We start from the raw sequence: 20,724 nt of genomic DNA, 5'->3' as shown, positions 1-20,724 counted from the left end.
GGGAGGGGTGACGCGCTGGTCCCACGTCCGGACCGAGCGCCTCTGGCTCGACGAGCCCGTCGACGCCGACGCCGACGCGCTCTTCGCGATCCACAGCGACCCGGCGTCCTGGCGGCACTTCCCGTCCGGCCGGGTCACCGACCCGGCAGCGGGAGCGACGATGGTCGGCGCGAGCCGGCGTCGCTTCGCGCGCGACGGGCTCGCCTACTGGTCGGTGCGCGACGCCGACGGTGGGCCGGTCGTCGGCCGCGGTGGCTGCCTGCGTCCCGACGAGGCGCTGGCCGGTCGCGGGTGGTGGAACCTCTACTACCGCTTCGACCAGCGGGTGCACGGTCGCGGGTACGCCGTGGAGATGGGGAGGGCCGCCCTCGAGGCCGCCCACGACGTCGCCGCCGAGCGACCGGTGCTCGCGTTCCTCCTCGAGCACAACGTCGCCTCGCGTCGGACGGCCGAGAAGCTCGGCATGCGCCTGGTCTGGCGGGGGCCGGACGACGGCAATCCCGACCCCGACGCCGTACGCCTCGTCTTCCTGGACCGCGAGCCCGACGACCTGTTCGTCGAGGAGGTCGCCACCGAGGGGTGGGCTCCCGACCTCATCGTCCGCTGACCTGCGGGCCACGGCGAGTCGCGCACCTGTGGGACGGGTGTGACTGGTGATACTGGGCGGGCTGACTTCCCCCAGCTGAAAGGCCCCCCGATGCCGCCCGCCACGCCCTCCGGGTCGCACCAGATGCGGTTCACCACGCTCGACCGCGCGCAACGCGTCCGGTTCCGACGCGCGGTGACGCTGATGCTGATGACGCTCCTGCTCCCCGGATCGGCCCAGCTCGTCTCGGGCAACCGCCGCACCGGCCGGATCGCGCTGCGGACCTGGGCCGTGCTGGTGCTCGTGGGCCTCGGCACCCTGGTGGCGTCCTTCTTCTGGCACGGCGTCGCGTTCTGGGCCGGCACCAACACGATGGTGCTCCAGGGCCTGCGGATTGGCCTGATGGTCCTCGCGATCGGCTGGGCCTACCTGTTCGTCGACGCCTGGCGGCTCGGCCAGCCCCTGACCCTCCAGCGCCAGCACCGGCTGGCGATCGTGGGGGTCAACGGCTTCCTGTGCTTCAGCGTCGCCGGCGCGCTGCTCTTCGGCGCCCACGTGGTCGGTGTGCAGCGCGACTTCATGATCTCCATGTTCGGCAACGGCGCGGCCGTCGACGCCCACCACGGCCGCTACAACGTGCTGCTGATGGGCGGCGACTCCGGAGCCGGCCGGTGGGGCCTGCGCCCCGACTCGATGACGGTCGCCAGCATCGACGCCGAGACCGGCAAGACGGTGCTCATCTCGCTGCCGCGCAACATGCAGAACTTCCCGTTCGCCGAGGGCTCGGTCATGGCCGAGCAGTTCCCCGACGGCTTCGACGTCGAGGGGATGTACCTCAACGGCCTGTCCACCTGGGCGCTCGACCACGCGGCGCTCTTCAAGGGCTCGAAGAACCCCGGCGTCGACGCGACGATCATGGGGATCGAGGGCATCACCGGCCTCAAGATGAACTACTGGGCGATGGTCAACCTCGAGGGCTTCAAGGACCTGGTCGACGCGGTCGGCGGGGTCGAGCTCAACGTCCGCCAGCCGATCCCGGTCGGGCTGCCCTGGGAGAAGACCTTCCACTACATCGACCCCGGCAAGCGGAAGCTCAACGGCCACGACACCCTCTGGTTCGCCCGCGCCCGCGAGGGGTCCGACGACTACTCGCGCATGGCCCGGCAGAAGTGCGTGATGAGCGCGATGCTCCAGCAGGTCAGCCCGCAGGTCGCGCTGCGCAACTTCGAGCAGATCGCCGGAGCCAGCGAGGCGATGGTGTCCACCGACATCCCGCGCGGCGAGGTCGACCGGTTCGTCGACCTGGCGCTCAAGGCCAAGAGCCAGAAGATCGCCACGCTGTCGCTCGTCCCGCCGATGATCAACACCGCCCACCCCGACATCGCCCTCGTGCAGAAGAAGGTGGCCGCGGCCATCGCCAGGGCCGAGGGCGCCAAGCCGCCCGCCCAGGAGACGGCCGAGGCCGCTCCCGCGGAGGAGGCTCCGGCGACGACGGAGGCGCCCGTCGCCGAGGAGACCTCGACCCCGGCCGCCCAGCCGTCCCCGACCCCGACGCCCGAGGCGCCGCAGTCCGTCACGGGCGGCTCGGTCGGCTCGATGGCCGAGGGCTACGCCGCCAACGAGTCGGAGGACCTCGGCGCGGTGTGCTGACCTCGCCGCGCCCTAGGGTGTACGCCGTGACCACCGGACCGCTGCCCCGCATCATCGCGGTGGTGGTCACCTTCAACCGCCTCGGCCTGCTGGAGAAGCTGGTCGAGCGGCTCGGTGAGATCGACGGTCTCGGCGAGGTGCTGGTGGTCGACAACGCCTCGTCCGACGGCACGGGGGACTGGCTCGACGCCCGCGGCCACACCGGCGAGATCCCGCTGCGCTCGCGCACGCTGAGCACCAACCGCGGGGGAGCGGGCGGCTTCCACGACGGCCTGGCGTGGGCCATCGACCGCGAGGCCGACCTGGTCTGGCTGATGGACGACGACGGCCTGCCCGACCACGACTGCCTCGACCGGCTCCTCGAGGAGACCGACAACCTCGACTTCTGGGGGCCGCTGGTCGTCGACGAGGCCGACCCCGGCCGGCTGGTCTTCCCCATCCGGCTCCCCGGCGGCGCCCGTGTGGTGCACGCCGTCGAGGACGTGCGGAAGGCGGCCTCCCACGACCGCATCGACGGGATCGTCATCCCCTTCAACGGTGTCCTCGTCACCAAGGAGCTCGTCGACCTGATCGGCCTGCCCCGCGAGGAGTTCTTCATCTGGGGCGACGACCACGAGTACCGGTTGCGCGCCGAGGAGGCCGGCGCCCGCGTCGCCACCGTCGTCACCGCGACCGTGCGGCATCCCAGTGTCGGCAACCTCGGGACGCCGATGATGTTCGGCCGCACCACCTACAACGACTCGCCGAGTGACCTCAAGCACTACTGCATGGCGCGCAACAACCTGGTCAACCTCCGCGACTACCGCGGCCCGCTCCACGCTGCCGCGTTCGTCGTGAAGACCGCGTGGTTCTACACCTTCACCCGGCCGAGCCTGGGCCGGCTCCGCCTGAGCCTGCGGGCGATGCGCGCCGGCATCGCCGGCGACTTCGACGGGCACCGGCGGTACCTCTCGTGAGCGACGGGCCCACCCGCGAGACCGTCGCGGTCGTGGTGGTCACCCACAACCGTGCGGACCTGCTCGTCGGCATGCTCGACGGGCTGGCCGCCCAGAGCCACCGTCCCGACGCGGTCATCGTGATCGACAACGGCAGCACCGACCACACCGCCGACGTGCTCGCCCAGCGGGTGGCGCGCGCCGACCTGCCGCTCGAGGTCATCACGCAGGACAACGTCGGCGGTGCCGGCGGCTTCCACCGCGGCGTGCGGACGGCGTACGACGGCGGCTTCGACCGGACCTGGCTGATGGACGACGACGTGGTGCCGGCACCCGACTGCCTGGCGGCGCTGATGGCGGTCGACGAGGACTGCCTGATTGCGGTCCGTGAGGACCTCAGCGGCGCCCTCGTCGAGAAGGCCGCCACCGACTTCGACCTCCGCAACCCGCTCGCGATCCGCCCCAAGCGCGCCTCCGTCGACTCGACGTACGCCGGCCGCGCATCGATGCCGCCGCTGGTCGAGGTGCAGAACGTCGCCTTCGAGGGCTTCATGGTCCGCCGCAGCGTGGTCGAGGAGATCGGCTTCCCCGACCCGGCGTTCTTCATCTTCTACGACGACGTCGACTTCGCGGTACGGGCGCGGGAGAGCGGCCGGCACGTGTGGGCGGTGCGCGACGCGGTCCTGGTGCGCCAGCTCGACTTCAACCAGCAGCACGACCTGAGCGGGTGGAAGGGCTTCTACATGTACCGCAACCTCTTCGTGGTGCACCTGCGCCACGGGGAGAACGTCCTCGTCCGGCTCAAGCCGTGGCTGATCACCGCGGCCGTGGTGCTGCTCAGCCCGCTGCGCGGCGGGCGCGCCGAGGCCCGCAACGTGATCCGCGCCATGGCCTCCGCGCGGGGCATGCGCCGCGTGTCCGATCCGGCCCGTCCCCCTCGCTAGACTCGAGCGCGCCTCCCACGGCGCCGCCACAACCACAGGAGTTCCTCCCTTGTCCCAGGGCACCACCCACGACGCCCCCCTTCCCGACCTCGTCATCGTCGGTGCCGGCCTCTTCGGTCTGACCATCGCCGAGCGCTGTGCCGAGGAGCTGGGCCTCCGCGTGCTCATCCTCGAGCGGCGTCACCACCTCGGTGGCAACGCCTACAGCGAGCGCGACCCCGAGACCAACGTCGAGGTCCACAAGTACGGCGCCCACCTCTTCCACACCTCCAACGAGCGCGTGTGGGAGTACGCCAACCGGTTCACGTCCTTCACCGACTACCGGCACCGCGTCTTCGGGAAGTACCAGGGGCAGGTCTACTCCCTGCCGATGAACCTCGCGCTCATCAACCAGTTCTTCGGCAAGTCGCACACGCCGGAGGAGGCGCGGGCGCTGATCGCCGAGCAGTCGAGCGAGATCGCGACCGAGGACGCCTCCAACCTCGAGGAGAAGGCGATCAGCCTGATCGGCCGCCCGCTCTACGAGGCGTTCATCAAGGGCTACACGGCCAAGCAGTGGCAGACCGACCCCACCGAGCTGAGCGCCGACATCATCACCCGGCTCCCGGTGCGCTACACGTTCCAGAACGGCTGGTTCAGCGACACCTACGAGGGCCTGCCCACCGAGGGCTACACCGCGTGGCTGACCAAGATGGCCGACCACCCCAACATCGAGGTCCGCCTCGAGACCGACTTCTTCGCTGTTGCTGACGACTACAAGGGCAAGGTCCCGATCGTCTACACCGGCCCCGTCGACGAGTACTTCGGCAGCTCCGAGGGCCGCCTGTCGTGGCGCACCGTGGACCTCGAGGAGAGCGTCGTCGACACCGACGACTTCCAGGGCACCGGCGTCGTCAACTACAACGACCAGGACGTCCCCTTCACCCGCATCATCGAGTTCAAGCACTTCCACCCCGAGCGCGAGAAGACCCACCTGCCGGGCAAGAGCGTGATCGTCCACGAGTACAGCCGCTTCGCCGAGGAGGGCGACGAGCCCTACTACCCGGTCAACACCGCCGACGACCGCGCCAAGCTGCTGAAGTACCGCGAGCTCGCCAAGGCCGAGCCGATGGTCCTCTTCGGCGGCCGGCTCGGCACCTACAAGTACCTCGACATGCACATGGCGATCGGCGCCGCGCTGTCGATGTACGACAACAAGCTCAAGCCGCACTTCACCGAGGGCGCTGAGCTGACGAGCGGAGGCATCGACGCATGAGCACCACCCGACTGCTCCAGCGGCAGATCCTGCCGATCGACCGCGACACCGACGTGTTCCCGCTCTACGTCGACCTCGAGGACGCCAAGCTCGACACCGACCGCGATGCGGTCGGGGGCGACAAGGCGGCCAAGGACCTCAACAACGCCGCCATCCGTCAGTCGACGTCGACCGGGCGCAAGCTGCACCCCGACCAGATCCGCTCACGCACCGCGCTGCGGCTCGAGCCGTCGCAGCTGCTGTCCTTCGGCACCTACTTCAACGCCTTCCCCGCCTCCTACTGGCGTCGGCACACCGTCGTGGACCAGGTCGAGCTCACCGTGCGCGTCTCCGGGGCCGGCGCGATGGTCACGGTCTACAAGTCGATGGCGCGCGGGCACTCGCAGCGCGTCGACGCCGCGACCGTCGAGGGTGACGGCGGCGAGTTCTCCTTCACCCTCCCGCTCAAGCCCTTCGTCGACGGCGGCTGGTACTGGTACGACGTCGTCGCCGGCGACCACGGCGCGACCGTCGAGGGCGCGGAGTGGACCGCGCAGGTGCCGGCCGATCGCGCCGAGCACGGCACCGTCGACGTCTGCATCACGACGATGCTCCCCGACATGAGCGCCCAGCTGCTGACCCAGCTCGGCCAGGCCGAGGAGCTCCAGCCCTACCTCGACACCGTCTTCGTGATGGACCAGGGCAAGGACAAGGTCACCGACAGCTCCTACTTCCCGGCCGCCCGCGACGGCCTCGGCGACAAGCTGCGGGTGCTCGTGCAGGGCAACCTCGGCGGCTCGGGCGGTTATGCCCGCGGTCAGCTCGAGAGCGTCCGCAAGGGCACGGCGACCTACGCGATGATGATGGACGACGACGTCGTCTGCGAGCCCGAGGGGATCATCCGCGCCGTCACGTTCGGTGACCTCGCCAAGCGGCCGACGATCGTCGGTGGCCACATGTTCAACCTCTACAGCCGCTCCGAGCTGCACTCGTTCGGCGAGATCGTGCAGCCGTGGCGGTTCTGGTGGCAGACCCGCCTCGACGGCTACAGCCAGTGGGACTTCGGGGCGCGCAACCTGCGCTCGTCGCGCTGGCTGCACAAGCGTGCCGACGTGGACTTCAACGGCTGGTTCATGTGCCTGATCCCGCGGGTCGTCCTCGAGGAGGTCGGTCTCTCGTTGCCGATCTTCATCAAGTGGGACGACTCCGAGTTCGGCCTGCGGGCCAAGGCCGCTGGCTACCCGACGGTCTCGTTCCCGGGCGCCGCGGTGTGGCACGTGCCGTGGACGGACAAGAACGACGGCCTGGACTGGCAGTCCTACTTCCACCACCGCAATCGCATCATCGCCGCACTGCTGCACTCGCCCTACGAGCGCGGCGGCCGGATGGTGCGCGAAAGCCTCAACCACCAGGTCAAGCACGTCGCGTCGCTGCAGTACTCGACCGCCGAGCTGCGCCACCTGGCGATGGAGGACGTGCTGCGCGGCCCGCACGCCCTGCACGGCGAGCTCGCGACCAAGCTGGCCGACATCAACGCCTTCCGCAAGCAGTGGTCCGACGCGCAGCTGCACGCCGACCGCGACGACCTGCCGCCCGTGCGACGCAAGAAGCCGCCGAAGAAGGGCAAGTCCGACATCGAGATCCCGGGACGCAAGGCCACGGCCATCGCTGCGGCCCTCGCCCCGCTGCGCCAGCTGCGTCCGGTGCGCGAGCTGTCGGGGGAGTACCCCGAGGCCGAGCTGACCGCGATGGACGCCAAGTGGTGGAACCTCGTGAAGTACGACTCCGCCGTGGTGTCGATGAACGACGGCTCGTCGGTGGCGCTCTACAAGCGGGACCCGGCCCACTACCGCGACCTGATGAAGCGGACGATTGAGATCCACCGCCGCTACCACCGCGAGTGGCCCGAGCTGGCCCGCCAGTACCGCGAGGCGCTCGGCGACATCACCTCGCCCGAGGCGTGGGAGAAGACCTTCGCCCCGTGGATCGACCAGCCCGACGGCGATGACAGGTGAGCCAGCTCGACGCTGACGCGCGCACCGTCGAGGCGCGTCACGACCTCGCCCACGTCCCGCTCGCCCCGCCGTCGCGGACCTCGGGGGTCCTCGAGGTCTTCCGTCGGCGCTACCTCCTGCGCCTGCTGGTCCGTCGCGAGATCCGGGCGCGCTACGCCGGTACGGCGTTCGGGCTGCTGTGGTCCTACATCAACCCGTTCACGCGGTTCCTGACCTTCTACGCCGTCTTCGGCCTGCTGCTGGGCCGTGGGCTCGGGATCCAGAACTTCGCGATCCACCTGTTCGCCGGCATGGTGCTGGTCACCTACTTCACCGAGTCGGTCACCGCGGGCACGCGCTCGCTGCTGTCCAACAAGGGCGTGATCGCCAAGATGGCCATGCCGCGGGAGATGTTCCCCGTGGCCTCGATGCTCGTCTCGCTCTGGCACGCGGTTCCGCAGCTCATCATCCTGGTGCTCGCCTGTGTCGCGACCGGGCTGTTCGGCGGCGGACCGATCTGGGTGCCCGACGCCGTCGGCATGGGCGCCGCGCTGCTCGGCTTCCTGCTGATCATGATCTACGGCACGGCCTTCGGGCTGATGTTCAGCTGCGTCAACGTGATCTTCCGCGACTTCCAGCGCATCGTGCAGACCTTCATCAACATGGTGCCGTTCACCGCGCCGATGATGTACCCCTACTGGATCAGCTACGACCGCTTCCCGCGGTTCTGGCACGAGCTCTACCTCGCCAACCCCGTCGCCGAGGCCGTCCAGCTGATCCAGCGCGGATTCTGGTACCCGACGTGCGACGGGCCCTGCGCGATGATGCCGAACCCCAACGGTGACGGCTCCACGATCCCGGCGCCCGAGTTCGCCGACCACCTCTACACCCGCGGCTTCATCATGCTGGCTGTCGGCGTGCTCATGCTGCTCCTCGGGCAGTACGTCTTCGCCCGCCTCGAGAAGTCGATCCCGGAGCGCCTCTGATGACCACCTCCATCGTCGTCGACAACGTCACCAAGTCGTTCCGCTACCAGTACCACCGCACGCTCAAGCAGGTGCTCACCAAGAAGACCGACGCCGACGCCTCCGACCGCTTCCGGGCGCTCGACGGGGTGTCGTTCGAGGTCCAGCAGGGTGAGTCGATCGGCCTGATGGGACTCAACGGCTCGGGCAAGTCCACGCTGCTCAAGATGGTGAGCGGCGTGATGACCCCCGACGAGGGCCAGGTGCTGACCCGCGGTCGGATCTCCGGCCTCATCGCGACCGGTGCGGGCTTCCACAGCGAGCTGTCCGGACGCGACAACATCTACATGAACGCGGCCATGCTCGGGATGACGAAGGAGGAGACCGACTCCAAGTTCGACGACATCGCCGGGTTCGCCGACGTCGGCCGCCAGCTCGACATGCCCGTGGGCAACTACTCGTCCGGCCAGTTCGCCCGGCTCGGCTTCGCCGTGGCGGTGCACGTCGACTGCGACATCTTCATCGCCGACGAGGTGCTGGCGGTGGGGGACCGGCCCTTCAAGCGCAAGTGCCTCAAGCGCATGAAGGAGATCCGCGAGTCCGGCATCACGATGTTCTACGTCAGCCACTCCGCGGCGTCCGTGAAGAAGATGTGCGACCGCGCCATCGTCCTCGACAAGGGCGTCGTCGGATTCGACGGTGACGTCGAGGGAGCCATCAAGTACCTCCACTACGACGGCGACGACGACGAGCCGGACGCGGAGGAGAGCGAGGTCGACGAGCGCGACGAGGAACTCGCCAACGACATCTGACCCACCCCGCCGACGTACCGCCCCGAGCGGTGGTGCAGCCACATTCCGCCACGCGGACGTGTCGCTGGACCACCGCTCGCGTGCATTTCGTGCCAGAATCGCCGAGAATTACACCAATGTAACGGCGTGTCGACTGGAAATTACACGCGTGTAGTTACTCAGAAACCCTTCCGTGACTGGTGTGACTGGTGTGAAACTCCTGCCTTGTGTGACCTTCCCCCACACAGGAGTTGATCTTTCGTGCGACCTCTTCAGGCCCGTCTCGTCACCCTCTGCCAGCAGGTGCTGGCCCTGGGTGTCGTGCTCGTCGTCCTCACGCCCGCCTCCGGTGTGGTCTCCCTCGACATCGTCGGTGAGCGCCCCGGCCAGCAGCCCGCGCACAGCGGCCAGGCGGCACCCGCCGAGCTGATGTCGGCGACCGTGCCGACCAAGCCGGTGACACCCACCGTGACCGAGGTGCCGCTGACCGGCGCCCGCGGCGGCTTCTCCGGGCTGCGCGGTCGTACGGTCGCCGGGCGGGCCACCTCCGCACGCGTCACCAGCACGCCGCAGACGGTCGCCGGCTTCGCCGCGGTCGGGGTGACCTGGCGGCACGGCGAGGACCTCGAGGAGGACCAGATCGCGCTCCAGGTGCGCACCCGCACCGGCGACGAGTGGAGCGACTGGGAGGACCTGGAGTACCACGACGAGCACGGCCCCGACGCCGGCAGCGCAGAGGCGGCCGGGTCCCGCCCCGGCACCGAGCCGACCTTCGTCGGCGAGGTCGACGACGTCCAGGTCAAGGCGGTCGCCGACGGCACCGTGCTGCCCGACGACCTGTCGCTGGCGCTGGTCGACCCGGGCGCGGCCAGGACGAGCGAGGTCGAGAAGGGCGCCGACGGCGGCTCGACGTACGACGACGACTTCGCGGAGCAGGGCTCGATGGTGAGCGGCTCGAAGGACGGCATCAGCCTCCGGTCCGCCAGGACCAGCAAGACCGTCGCGCAGCCGACGATCTTCTCCCGCGCCCAGTGGGGCGCCGACGAGAGCATCCGCGACAAGAGCGCCCTGCGCTACGGCACGATCAACGGCGGCTTCGTCCACCACACGGTCAACGCCAACGACTACACCGAGGCCCAGGTCCCGGCGATCCTGCGGAGCATCTACGCCTACCACGTGAAGTCCCGCGGCTGGAGCGACATCGGCTACAACTTCCTCGTCGACCGGTTCGGCCGCATCTGGGAGGGCCGCTACGGCGGCATCGACAAGCCGGTCGTCGGCGCGCACACGCTCAACTACAACCAGTACTCCTTCGCGATGTCCGCGATCGGCAACTTCGACACCGTCCAGCCGCCGGACGTGATGCTCCGGGCCTACGGCCAGCTCTTCGCGTGGAAGCTCTCGCTGAGCGGGGTCGACCCGGCCTCGACGTCGCAGAAGATCGGCAGCGGCACGTTCCAGGCGATCAACGGCCACCGCGACGCCGGCTCGACCGCCTGCCCGGGCAAGTACCTCTACGCCCAGCTCCCGCTCATCCGGCAGTACGCCGCCCAGGCCGCACCGGTCACGCCGGTCGTCGTGCCGATCGCGGTGTCGGCGCCCGACCCGCAGAACAACCTCGACGCGTCGCCGTACCCCGACCTCGTCGTCCGTCGGGCGAGTGACGGCCGCGGCATGGTGATCCCCACCGGTGGCCTCACGTCGTTCCAGAAGCGCACGGTGATCGGCAAGAAGGGCTGGAACAAGGTCTCCGAGGTCCTCGTGTCGCCCGACCTCACCGGTGACGGAAACGCCGACCTCGTCACCCTCGACCGGTCCGGCGAGGCACGCATCCGTGCCGGCAAGGGCAACGGCAAGTTCGGCAAGACGGTCAAGAAGATGTCGCTGCGCGGCTACTCGCTGCTCGCCGCCGCCGGTGACGTCAACGGCGACGGCCGCAACGACCTGGTCGCCCGCTTCAAGGGCCGGCTGACCACGCTGATCGCCACCGGCCGCGGCGGCTTCGACCGCAAGGCCACCCGCAAGGGCTACGGCAACTACCTGCAGATCATCGGCGCCGGCGACGTCAACAGCGACGGTCGCGCCGACCTGCTGCTGCGCACGAAGAAGCGACTGCTCCTGCAGACCGGCTACGGCACCGGCCGGTTCGCGAAGCCGACCAAGGTCGCCGGCTCCTGGCGCTACAACCGCTACGTCGCCGGTGACTTCAACGGCGACGGTCGCTCCGACCTCGTGGCGCGCACCTACGCCGGCACCATGATGCTGCTGCCCGGTCGCGGCGACGGGACCTACGGCGCCGCGCTCGGCCCCGCCACCAACCTCAAGTCGATGCGCCACATCACCGGCGCGCAGATGGTGGGCGGCAACGGTGCGGACCTCGTGGGTGTGGTCAAGGAGCAGCTCGTCGTGGTCGCCAACCGGGACACCTTCGAGCTCGGTGCGCCGATCGACGCCGGCGTCTCCTTCGCGGGCATGGACACGCTCCTCAACGCCGGCGACGTGAACCGCGACGGCTTCGGCGACGTCCTGGCCCGCAACCCCGCCGGCGAGCTCTACCTCTACACGGGCAACGGCACCGGGGCCCTCGCGGCGCCGAGGCTGCTCGGCGGAGGGTGGGCCGGGATCGCCGGTCTCACCGCGGTCGGCGACGTCACCGGCGACGGGATCCCGGACCTGATCGGCACGCCGTCCGGCGGGGTGCTCTCGGTCTGGACCGGCTCCGGCGGCGGCTTCAACGCACCCGTGCCGGTCAAGGGCGGGGTGCCCTCGCCCGCCGGCCTGCCGACCGACCTGTCGGGCTACGACTGGGTCCTCGAGGTGCAGCCGATGCAGCTCAAGGGCAAGGCGGACTACATCGTCCGCGAGCGGCAGAGCGGCGTGGCGTACGTCTTCGGTGGACGGCGCAAGGGTGTCTCCGCGCCGCGGGTGCTGGGCGAGGGACTGGGGGCCTTCGACCTGGCGGGCTGAGCGGGAGCCGCGGTCAGGCTCGGGCAGTCGCCCGCTCGGCGTCGTGGACGCCGTCGAGGCGGTCCGGGTCGGGATTGCGGACAAGGACCAGCGAGCCTCCTCGTCCGAGGGGCTCGGTGAAGGTGGCCATTCCTGGTGGGGAAGCCGGGTCGGCCACCGAGAGGAGACGGCCGCCGTCGGTGAGAGAACTCCCGGCGGCGGCCGTCAGCTCGTTCACCTCCCGCTGCGTCAGGTCGTCGGTGGCGAGGTCGTCGTCGGTGGGCGGGTCCCACGCGGTCCAGCCGTCGGGCTGCGACCAGATCTCGACGCCCACGTCGAGCACGCCGGCCGGGAGCGGCTCGGCGAAGCGGACGCCCAGCGGCCGCAGGCTGCACGCCAGCACCGGCAGCCGACCCGCGCGCGGAGCCCAGGCCCCGAGGGTGTCGGGGCCGCAGACGACGGCGTCCGGTTCGTCACCGGTCGTGACGCGCAGGCCGACGCTCCACGCAGCGCCGAGGAACACCGGCGACAGCCAGTGGGGCGGCAGGTCGATGCGCAGCGCCATCCCGCGCTCGAGGTCGGCCACCTCGGTGAGGAGGCCGGCGGCCTTCGCCACCCAGTTGGCGTACGTCGTCACCGACAGCTCGACGCGCTCGTCCGTGGCGTGGTCGTAGAACGTCAGGAGCGGTCGACCCGGGTCCCGCCGCAGCTGGGCGGCGAGCACCTCGGCGAAGGTGGCCATCGGGAGCGGTGCGAGCCTCAGACGGCGTTGGGCTCGGGGGAGTCCATGTAGGGGTAGTCCTGCATGAACGTCTCCAGCGCGGCACCGCTCACGTCGGAGCAGTACTGCCAGACGCCGACCTGCTTGCTCGGGTCGGTCTCGCCGGCACCGCCGACGGACCAGTGGGTGAGGGCGACGTGCTGGCCCTTCGGGAACGCCTTGCCGTCCTCGGAGGTCCACGGCACGGCCTTGAACTTGTCACGGAGGTTGGTGGTGCCCTGGAGCTTGGAGGCGATGCCGCGGAGCACGTCCATCTTGGCGTCGCTGTCGGCGATCGTCTTGTCGTACCAGAGGATCGTGAAGCCGTGCTCGAGGTTGTGCACCAGCTCGCCGAGCTCGGGACGGTCCGAGGTCGTGTAGAGCTTGCGGTCCATGCTGTCCCACATGTTCCAGTGCTGGCCGAAGGCCGGCGGGGCGTCGGGGTAGCTCATGGGCGTGCCGACCTCGACGTGGTCCTGGTTGCCCTCGGCCTTCTTAGTCACGACCTTCTGGCAGACCGAGGCCTTGGCGCCGATCTCGCCCAGCGAGTCGGAGGCGTAGGAGCGCAGGCTGTACCAGTCCGTGATGGGCTTGTAGGCCGCGGCGCCCACGATGAGGACGGCGACGAGGACGCACACGCCCACGATGGCCATGCCGCGTCGGTTCTCACCCTTCGCCTGCTGGGAGCGGATGGAGTCGATGACCGCCTGACGGTCGGTCTTTGCCTGCTTGGCCACGGTGCTCTGGGTCTCTCGGTCGACTGCTGGAGGGGCAGCCGGTGGGGCTGCGCTGGCAGAGTCTACGTAGTCGCGGGTGAGACGCGGCACACGCCGTCGTTCTCCCACCCGTCGACGACCCAGCCGTGGGCGAAGCAGACCGCCTGCACGGCGGTCCGGTCGGCCCGGTCGGGCAGCCGGTCGAGCGCGGCCTGCAGCTCGTCCTCGGGGGCGGGTGCGCCGAAGGGGTGCCGGTCCGCGGCCGCGCCCGCCAGCGCCCGTACGACGGCCTCGCGGGCGCCCCAGCCGAACAGGTCGTGCCCGTCAGCGCGGACCAGCGCGGTGGCGCCGGGACCGTCCTCGCCGGGCGGCAGCACCAGGTCCGCCCTGCCGCGGATCACGGCGACGGGCCGGCCGGCCAGCTTGCCCTGCGCGAGCTCGGCGGCGCCGGCGAGCTCGTCGGCGACGGCCGGGAGGGTGACGGCGAGCTGGTTGCCGTAGGGGTCGGTGCGGCCGGCGAAGTCCTCGGCCACCAGCAACCCGGCCGCCCCGATGGCGATGTCGGTCTGGCCCTCGCGCCACGCCCGCCCGGCGGTGTCGGTGACGATCACGCCGACGTTGACCCCGGCGCGCTCGTGGATCTCGCGGCGCAGCGACCGTGCCGAGGCGTCCGGGTCGAGCGGGAGGAGCACGATCGAGCCCTTCTCCACGTTGGACGCGTCGACGCCGGCGGCTGCCATCGTCAGCCCGAGCCGGTGCCGCACGATGCGGGTGGCACCGCGCCGCGCCACGATCCGTACGGTCTCCACGTCGACCGCGGCGTCCCGCTCGCCCGCGCGGGTCCGGCCCTCGGCCTTGCTCACGACCTTGCTCGTCACCGACACGACGTCGCCGTCCGCAAGGCCGGCTGCCCCGGCTGCCCCGTCGGCCAGTGCGGCCAGCACGAGGCCGGCGAGGTCGTCGCCCGCGGCGACCTCGGGCACGCCGTCGGGTGCCCAGACCTCGAGCCTGCTCACGACGCGACGAGCTCCGCGGCCGCCGCCGCCATGACAGCCGTCGCGGCGGGGTCGCTCATCATCAGCGGGACGGCGCGGGCGCGCAGCCCGACCGCCTCGAGCCCGGGGACCTGGTCGGCGTCGCGGGTGTCGACCAGCCAGCCGTCGAGCACGCCGCCGGCCGACCGGGGGCCGTAGTGCGCGCCGACGGCGCCCGCGCTCACCTCCACGCCGATGCTGGTCAGCATCTGGGCGGCCATGCCGTGGACGTGGGAGTCGCCGACGATGGGGGAGAGGCCCACCACCGGTGCGGTGGTCGCGTGCACCGCGTCGCGGATCCCGGGCACGCCGAGGATGGTGCCGACCGAGACGACCGGGTTGGACGGCGGCAGCACCACGAGGTCGGCATCGGCGATGGCGTCGAGGACGCCGGGAGCCGGTGTGGCGGCCTCCTGGCCGACGACGAGGACGGTCTCGGCCGGCACCGCGGCCCGGAGCCGCACCCAGTACTCCTGGAAGTGGACCACCGACCGCCCGCTCGGGCTGTCGGGGTCCGCGATGGCGATGTGGGTCTCGACGCGGTCGTCGCTCATCGGCAGCAGCCGCACCCCCGGCTGCCAGCGTCGGCAGAGGGCCTCGGTCACCTGCGAGAGCGTGAACCCGGCCTCGAGCATCTGGGTGCGTACGAGGTGGGTGGCGATGTCGCGGTCGCCGAGCCCGAACCAGGTCGGCTCGACGCCGTAGGCCTCGAGCTCGGTCTTCGCGCTCCACGTCTCGTCACGCCTGCCCCAGCCGCGCTCGACGTCGATCCCGTCCCCGAGGGTGTACATCAGGGTGTCGAGGTCGGGGCACACCTTGAGCCCGTGGATCCACCAGTCGTCGGCGGTGTTGGCGATGACGGTGACCTCGGTGTCGGCGGAGCCGCCGGGCACCGCGCCGGAGCGCAGGCCGTGCAGCAGTCCCTGGACGAACCTTGCCCCGCCGACACCTCCCGACAGGACGGTGATACGGCTGAGCGGCGGCGTGGATGATGGCACAGGACCAGCCTGCCGTACGGCGTTTGGCCATATCAGATCCGGGCTTGACTTGCGGGGTACGACAGGCATGTAATTCCCACAGTGTCGTTCACGCTTGCAGTGCCACTTCTCTGGCAGGGTCGAAAGGGCGTATCACCCATGAGAGCAGAACTGTTCCTCCTCGAGCCTGAGGGCGAGGAGCTGGGATGGCAGGACCGCGCGCTGTGCGCGCAGACCGATCCCGAGGCGTTCTTCCCCGAGAAGGGCGGCTCCACTCGCGAGGCCAAGAAGGTGTGCCTCACCTGCGAGGTGCGCGACGAGTGCCTCGAGTCCGCACTGATGAACGACGAGCGCTTCGGCATCTGGGGCGGTCTGTCCGAGAGGGAGCGCCGCAAGCTCAAGAAGCGCGCCGTCTGAGTCGTCCTCGGGGCATTTTTGGCCCTGTGGAGCGCCTCGCTAAGGTGCTCCGGTGTCCGTCACAGCGCTTCTCGTCAGCCATGACGGGGCGCGGTGGCTGCCGGCCGTTCTCGCTGGTCTGATCGGGCAGACCCACCCGGTCGACCGCGTCGTCGCCGTCGACACCACGAGCCGCGACGACAGCGTCGAGCTCGTCCGGGCCGCGGTCTCGACGGCCGGTCCGGACCACCTGATCGACGTCGTCCACGGCTCCACCAGTTACCCCGCGGCCGTACGCCACGGCCTGGCGCTCGCCCCCGCCGCGGGACCCGATGAGTGGGTCTGGCTGCTGCACGACGACAGCAACCCCGCTCCGAGCGCCCTCGCCGAGCTGCTCGCCGCCGCCGAGGAGCACCCCGACGCGGCGATCCTCGGACCCAAGCTGCGCGAGTGGCCGTCCCTGCGCCGCCTCCTCGAGGTCGGCCTGACGATCACCGGCACCGGTCGCCGCGAGACCGGCCTCGAGCGCGGCGAGTACGACCAGGGCCAGCACGACGAGGTCCGCGAGGTCCTCGCGGTCAACACCGCCGGCATGCTGGTGCGCCGCGAGGTGCTCGAGGCACTGGGCGGGCTCGACGAGGACCTGCCGATCTTCGGCAACGACATCGACTTCGGCTGGCGCGCCGCGCTGGCCGGCTACCGCACCATCGTGGTGCCGCAGGCCGTGGTGTTCCACGCCGAGGCTGCGCACCGCGGCATCCGACGTACGCCGCTCACGGGGCGCCACACGCACTACCAGGAGCGACGAGCCGCGCTGCTCACCTCGCTGGCCAACGTGTCGGGGCGCAGCTTCGCCTGGCACTACGTCCGCCTCTTCGTCGGCTCGATCCTCCGGGTGCTCGGCTTCTTCTCGGTGCGTGCAGCGGGCGAGGGCTTCGACGAGCTGGCCGCCGTCCTGTCGGTGCACGGCCGACCCGGCCAGGTCCTGGCCGCGCGCCGGGAGCGCGCCGGCCGTCGCACCGGCGAGCCGGCCGACGTGCGCCACCTGCTGGCGCCCGCGTGGCTGCCCTACCGGCACGGCCTCGACTTCGTCACCGACCTCGCCTCGGCGCTGACCGGCCAGGCCGCCGACGTCGCCGAGCGTCGGCGCGCTGCCCGGACCCCGGACCCCGTGCCGGCTGCCCAGCAGCGGCGTGGGTCGTCCTCGGGGTCGGGGGAGGACGACGAGGAGGCCTACCTGACCGACAGCGGGCTGGTCGCGCGCTTCTTCACCAACCCGGTCGCGGTCGTGCTGGTGCTCTTCGGTGTGCTGTCGCTGGTGGCCGCGCGCGAGGCCTTCGGCTCGATCGTCGGCGGGGCGTTGTCGCCGGTGCCCGCCGCCGCCTCGGACTGGTGGTCGTTGCACGTCGCGACCTGGCTGCCGCTCGGCACCGGCACCGACGTGCCGGCCCCGGCCTACGTCCTGCCGTTCGCCGTCGCGGCGTGGCTGATGCTCGGGCACACCGGCGCGGTCGTGTCGGCCCTGATGCTGCTGGCCGTGCCGTTCGCCGCCTGGGGCGCCTGGCGGCTGCTCAAGGTCGTGGGTCGCCTCGTCGACCCCCTCGGCCTGCCGCGCTGGCTCGTCGTGTGGGGCGCGCTGACCTACGCCCTCGTGCCGGTGGCCTCCGGCGCCTGGGCAGAGGGCCGGTTCGGCACCGTCGCCGTCGCGGCGCTCCTGCCGTGGGCCGCCCACGCCGCGCTGGGCTTCGTCGATCCCGACCGCGACCGCCGGTGGCGCGCCGCGTGGCGTACGGCCCTCCTGCTCGCGCTCGGCGCCGCCTTCGTCCCGGGGCTCTGGCTCTTCGCGCTGCTCGCCACCGCCGTGGTCCTCGGCTCCGCGGCGGTCATCTCGCCGCGGCTGCTCAGGGAGCGCGACAGCTGGGGGCCGCCGGTCGTGGCGGTCGCCGCCACCCCGGTGCTGCTGGCGCCCTGGCTGATCCCGCTGGTGACGACCGGCTCGGCGTCCGGGCTGCTCCTCGAGGCGGGCCGGCTCACCGTCGACCAGGTCACCTTCGGAGGGCTGCTGACCGGCCGGCTCAACGACCTCGGCGCACCCGCCTGGCTCGGCGCGGTGCTGGGTGCGCTGGCGCTCGTCGCCCTCGTCCCGCGGCGCACGCGCGTGCCCGTCGTCATCTGCTGGATCGTCGCGCTCGCCGCCGCGGTCGTCTCGGGCGTGCTGTCGCACGTGAGCCTGGACCTGCCGTCGGTCACCACCCGCCCGAGCCTCGGCCTCTTCGTCGTGATCCTCCAGGGCACGTCGATCGTGGCCGCGGTGCTGGGCGCCGACGCCTACCTCCGCCGCCTCGACGAGCACCACCCGTGGTGGCAGCGCGGCCTGGCCACGGCCCTCGCGGTCGTCGCCGCCCTCGTCCCGCTGGGCGGGCTCGGCTGGTGGCTCACCACTCCGGGCAACGCCCTCGCGCGCGACGCGGAGAGCACCGTCCCGGTCTACATGCAGCAGAGCTCGCTGCTCGGCCAGGAGCACGGCGTCCTCGTGGTCAGCGGCTCCGTCGAGGACGGCATCACCTACCGCATCCGCCGCGACGACGGCACCACCGTCGGCGAGGACGAGGTCCTCACCCTCGCCGCCGAGGACACCGCGCTCACCGACGACGTACGCACCCTCGTTTCGTCGCCGACGCCCGCGGTGGTCGCGGAGCTCGGCGACCGGGGCGTGGAGTACGTCGTGCTGACCTCACCCGCGGACGGGCAGATCTCCTCCCTGCTCGACGCGACCGCGGGTCTCGACCAGGCCAGTGCGGAGGACCGCAGCACCCGTGCCTGGCGCGTCGACCGGCCACTCGACCCGGGCGCGCTGGACAGCTCGCGCTCGTGGTGGCGCACCGGGCTGCTGGTGCTCCAGGGCCTCGCGATCATCGCCGCGCTCGTGCTGGCGGCGCCGACCGTGAGGCAGCGCCGGGAGGAGCCGGCCGATGTCTGACCACACCTCCTCCCCGACCCCACCCGTGGGCCGCCGCCGGGTCGCCGAGGCCGCCGGCCGTCGTCCGTCACCCCTGACCGTCCTGGCCGTGGCGATCCCGCTGCTCACCGTGGCCGCGCTCGCGATCGTGCGACCCGCCGACGAGCCGCCGACCTCCTACGCGCCGACGAGCGCCCCGCTCGACCGGGCGACCGCCGTCTGCCCGGCCCGGCTCCCGGGCGCCGACGACCTGCGCCTCGGCGCCGCTGGTCCGGGCTCCGGGGAGCTCGCCTCGGGCGACCTCGCGCTGCGGGTCGGACGCGACGACGACACGACCACGATCGATGCCGGCATCGGCTCCCTCACCGAGCGCGAGCCCGTCGTCGTCAACGGCAGCGGCGACCTCGCCGCCGGCCTCGTCGTCACACGCTCGGGCGCAGGGTCCGCGGTCGACTGCGACCGACCGGTCCCGGAGCGCTGGTTCACGGGCGTCGGAGCGTCGGCCGAGCACTCCTCGATCCTGACCCTCGTCAACCCCGACAAGGGGCCCGCCGTCGCGGACGTCACCGTGTGGGACGGCAGCGCGCTGGTCGACGTGCCGGCCCTGCGCGGCGTCCGGGTGCCGGGCGGCGGCTCGGAGTCCTTCGACCTCGGCCAGGTCGTCCCCAGCCGCGACGCCCTCGCCCTGCGCGTGCAGGTGTCGCGCGGCCGGCTGGCCTCGAGCGTGGTCGACCAGGTCGACCCCGTGGGACGCGACCGACCCGTCCGCGAGTGGTTGCCGTCGCAGGTCGCGCCCGCCACGACGTCGTACGTCGCCGGGGTCGGGACGGGCGCCGCCGACCGCACGCTGACCGTGGCCAACCCGGGCGACAGCGAGGTGCGGGTGACGCTCGAGCTGGTGAGCGAGGAGAGCGAGTTCGCACCGTCGGGGCTGGAGGAGATCTCCCTCGCACCGGCGTCGGTGCGCGACGTCGACCTCTCCGGCGTGCTGCGTGGCAGGAAGGCCGCCGGCGTGCAGGCGCTGAGGGTCGAGGCCACCGGCCCGGTCACCGCGTCGCTGCGCACGCGGATCTCCGACGACCTCGCACTCTCCGCGGCCGGGCCGACGGTCACCGACGAGGCGGCCGTGGCGCTGCCCGCCGGCTCCAAGCGGCTGGTCGTCGTCGGCGCGACCGCGCCGGGCGTGCTGACGCTCCAGGCGTGGGACGAGGACGGGCAGGCCGTCGTGCGCGAGCGACGGGTCGAGCTCGACCCCTCCACCGCGGCCCGGATCCGGCTGCCCGACGAGGCCGTGCTGGCCCTCGTGCAGCTCGACCGCACCGCGGGCGTGGTGTCGCTCGAGGTGAGCGACCGCGGTCTCTCCGTGCTGCCGCTGGCACCGCTCGCCACGAGCAGCGAGGTCGCGGACGTGCGGCCCGCCCAGCGCTGATCGCCTGCGCTAGCCGTCGTCGCCGTACCTCTCGTCGACCTCGCCCGGCGGCAGTCCGAGCAGCTCGGCGAGCTGCTCGACCACGACGGTGTGCACCATCGCCTCGAGCTCGTCGCGGTTGGTCGCGCGGTGCTCGATCGGGCGCCGGAAGATCACCAGCCGGGTGGGCGACTGGCCCTTGCCGCGCACGAGCGAGGACAGCGGGACGGTCTCGTCGCCCCAGTCGTCGGGCAGCATCGGCGCGTCCTCGACGGCGTACTCGACCAGGCCGAGGTGGCGTTGCCAGCGCTCGTCGAGGGGCGTGACCAGGTCGAGGACGAGCTGGTCGAACTTCTGCCGCGTCGTGCGCAGCGCCGGCGTGCCGGGGTCGGTCGGCACGATGCCGGGACCGCGCATCCCGCGGCCCCT

The 20,724-nt window shown here is 71.6% G+C and carries 17 protein-coding genes; 12 read left to right on the top strand and 5 right to left on the bottom strand.

Features of this window, described 5'->3' with window-relative positions:
* Positions 1–7: 7 nt before the first annotated feature.
* The 9 genes from JI751_RS13415 to JI751_RS13375 all read left to right on the top strand — a co-directional run bounded on the left by JI751_RS13415 (position 8) and on the right by JI751_RS13375 (position 12,066).
* Positions 8–607, top strand: coding sequence for a GNAT family N-acetyltransferase (locus tag JI751_RS13415; protein ID WP_201937405.1), 600 nt, complete (start codon positions 8–10; stop codon positions 605–607).
* Between the two features lie 90 nt (positions 608–697).
* Complete coding sequence (locus tag JI751_RS13410) at positions 698–2,236, top strand: LCP family protein (RefSeq protein WP_201937403.1); 1,539 nt, start codon at positions 698–700, stop codon at positions 2,234–2,236.
* Positions 2,237–2,262: 26 nt separating this feature from the next.
* The gene (locus tag JI751_RS13405; RefSeq protein WP_307814208.1) at positions 2,263–3,192 is read left to right on the top strand and encodes a glycosyltransferase family 2 protein; all 930 of its coding nucleotides are present in this window, start codon (positions 2,263–2,265) and stop codon (positions 3,190–3,192) included.
* Complete coding sequence (locus JI751_RS13400; protein WP_201937401.1) at positions 3,189–4,115, top strand: glycosyltransferase family 2 protein; 927 nt, start codon at positions 3,189–3,191, stop codon at positions 4,113–4,115. The genes JI751_RS13405 and JI751_RS13400 overlap by 4 nt, the downstream gene beginning before the upstream one ends.
* A gap of 49 nt (positions 4,116–4,164) precedes the next feature.
* Complete coding sequence (glf, locus tag JI751_RS13395) at positions 4,165–5,370, top strand: UDP-galactopyranose mutase (RefSeq protein ID WP_201937399.1); 1,206 nt, start codon at positions 4,165–4,167, stop codon at positions 5,368–5,370.
* Complete coding sequence (locus tag JI751_RS13390) at positions 5,367–7,364, top strand: glycosyltransferase (protein WP_201937391.1); 1,998 nt, start codon at positions 5,367–5,369, stop codon at positions 7,362–7,364. The genes glf and JI751_RS13390 overlap by 4 nt, the downstream gene beginning before the upstream one ends.
* On the top strand, positions 7,361–8,329 hold the full coding sequence (locus JI751_RS13385; protein ID WP_201937384.1) for an ABC transporter permease: 969 nt from the start codon (positions 7,361–7,363) through the stop codon (positions 8,327–8,329). The genes JI751_RS13390 and JI751_RS13385 overlap by 4 nt, the downstream gene beginning before the upstream one ends.
* Positions 8,329–9,120, top strand: a complete 792-nt coding sequence (locus tag JI751_RS13380) for an ABC transporter ATP-binding protein (RefSeq protein WP_201937382.1) — start codon at positions 8,329–8,331, stop codon at positions 9,118–9,120. Before JI751_RS13385 ends, JI751_RS13380 begins: the two co-directional genes overlap by 1 nt.
* Positions 9,121–9,360: 240 nt before the next feature.
* Complete coding sequence (locus tag JI751_RS13375; RefSeq protein WP_201937380.1) at positions 9,361–12,066, top strand: FG-GAP-like repeat-containing protein; 2,706 nt, start codon at positions 9,361–9,363, stop codon at positions 12,064–12,066.
* A 13-nt stretch (positions 12,067–12,079) separates the two neighbouring features.
* Here the strand turns inward: JI751_RS13375 and JI751_RS13370 are convergent, their stop codons facing one another.
* The 4 genes from JI751_RS13370 to cofD form a co-directional block, all read right to left on the bottom strand.
* The gene (locus JI751_RS13370) at positions 12,080–12,787 is read right to left on the bottom strand and encodes a TIGR03089 family protein (protein WP_201937372.1); all 708 of its coding nucleotides are present in this window, start codon (positions 12,785–12,787) and stop codon (positions 12,080–12,082) included.
* Between the two features lie 17 nt (positions 12,788–12,804).
* Positions 12,805–13,542, bottom strand: a complete 738-nt coding sequence (locus tag JI751_RS21105; protein ID WP_201937370.1) for a DUF3105 domain-containing protein — start codon at positions 13,540–13,542, stop codon at positions 12,805–12,807.
* Between the two features lie 62 nt (positions 13,543–13,604).
* Entirely contained in the window at positions 13,605–14,537 is a 933-nt protein-coding gene (cofE, locus tag JI751_RS13360; protein ID WP_201937367.1) for a coenzyme F420-0:L-glutamate ligase, read from the bottom strand.
* Positions 14,534–15,553: a 2-phospho-L-lactate transferase gene (gene cofD / locus JI751_RS13355; RefSeq protein ID WP_307814206.1), complete on the bottom strand. Its 1,020-nt coding sequence runs from the start codon at positions 15,551–15,553 to the stop codon at positions 14,534–14,536. The genes cofE and cofD overlap by 4 nt, the downstream gene beginning before the upstream one ends.
* A 138-nt stretch (positions 15,554–15,691) precedes the next feature.
* Between cofD and JI751_RS13350 the strand changes: the two genes are divergently transcribed.
* The 3 genes from JI751_RS13350 to JI751_RS13340 are packed head-to-tail and all read left to right on the top strand — an operon-like array spanning position 15,692 to position 20,316.
* Positions 15,692–15,949 carry a WhiB family transcriptional regulator gene (locus JI751_RS13350; protein ID WP_121140335.1) on the top strand — a complete coding sequence of 86 codons (258 nt, stop codon included), beginning with the start codon at positions 15,692–15,694 and terminating at the stop codon, positions 15,947–15,949.
* Positions 15,950–16,001: 52 nt separating this feature from the next.
* Positions 16,002–18,908 carry a glycosyltransferase family 2 protein gene (locus JI751_RS13345; protein ID WP_201937356.1) on the top strand — a complete coding sequence of 969 codons (2,907 nt, stop codon included), beginning with the start codon at positions 16,002–16,004 and terminating at the stop codon, positions 18,906–18,908.
* Positions 18,901–20,316, top strand: a complete 1,416-nt coding sequence (locus JI751_RS13340) for a DUF5719 family protein (RefSeq protein ID WP_201937354.1) — start codon at positions 18,901–18,903, stop codon at positions 20,314–20,316. The genes JI751_RS13345 and JI751_RS13340 overlap by 8 nt, the downstream gene beginning before the upstream one ends.
* A 9-nt stretch (positions 20,317–20,325) precedes the next feature.
* Here JI751_RS13340 and JI751_RS13335 read toward each other — a convergent pair whose 3' ends face one another.
* Positions 20,326–20,712: a metallopeptidase family protein gene (locus tag JI751_RS13335; protein WP_201937352.1), complete on the bottom strand. Its 387-nt coding sequence runs from the start codon at positions 20,710–20,712 to the stop codon at positions 20,326–20,328.
* Positions 20,713–20,724 lie beyond the last annotated feature (12 nt).

Origin of the sequence: Nocardioides baculatus (assembly GCF_016735675.1) — a bacterium.
Taxonomy (GTDB): Bacteria; Actinomycetota; Actinomycetes; order Propionibacteriales; family Nocardioidaceae; genus Nocardioides; species Nocardioides baculatus.
The sequence above is the reverse complement of the archived record's forward strand: the minus strand, read 5'-3'. Positions and strand labels throughout refer to the sequence as shown.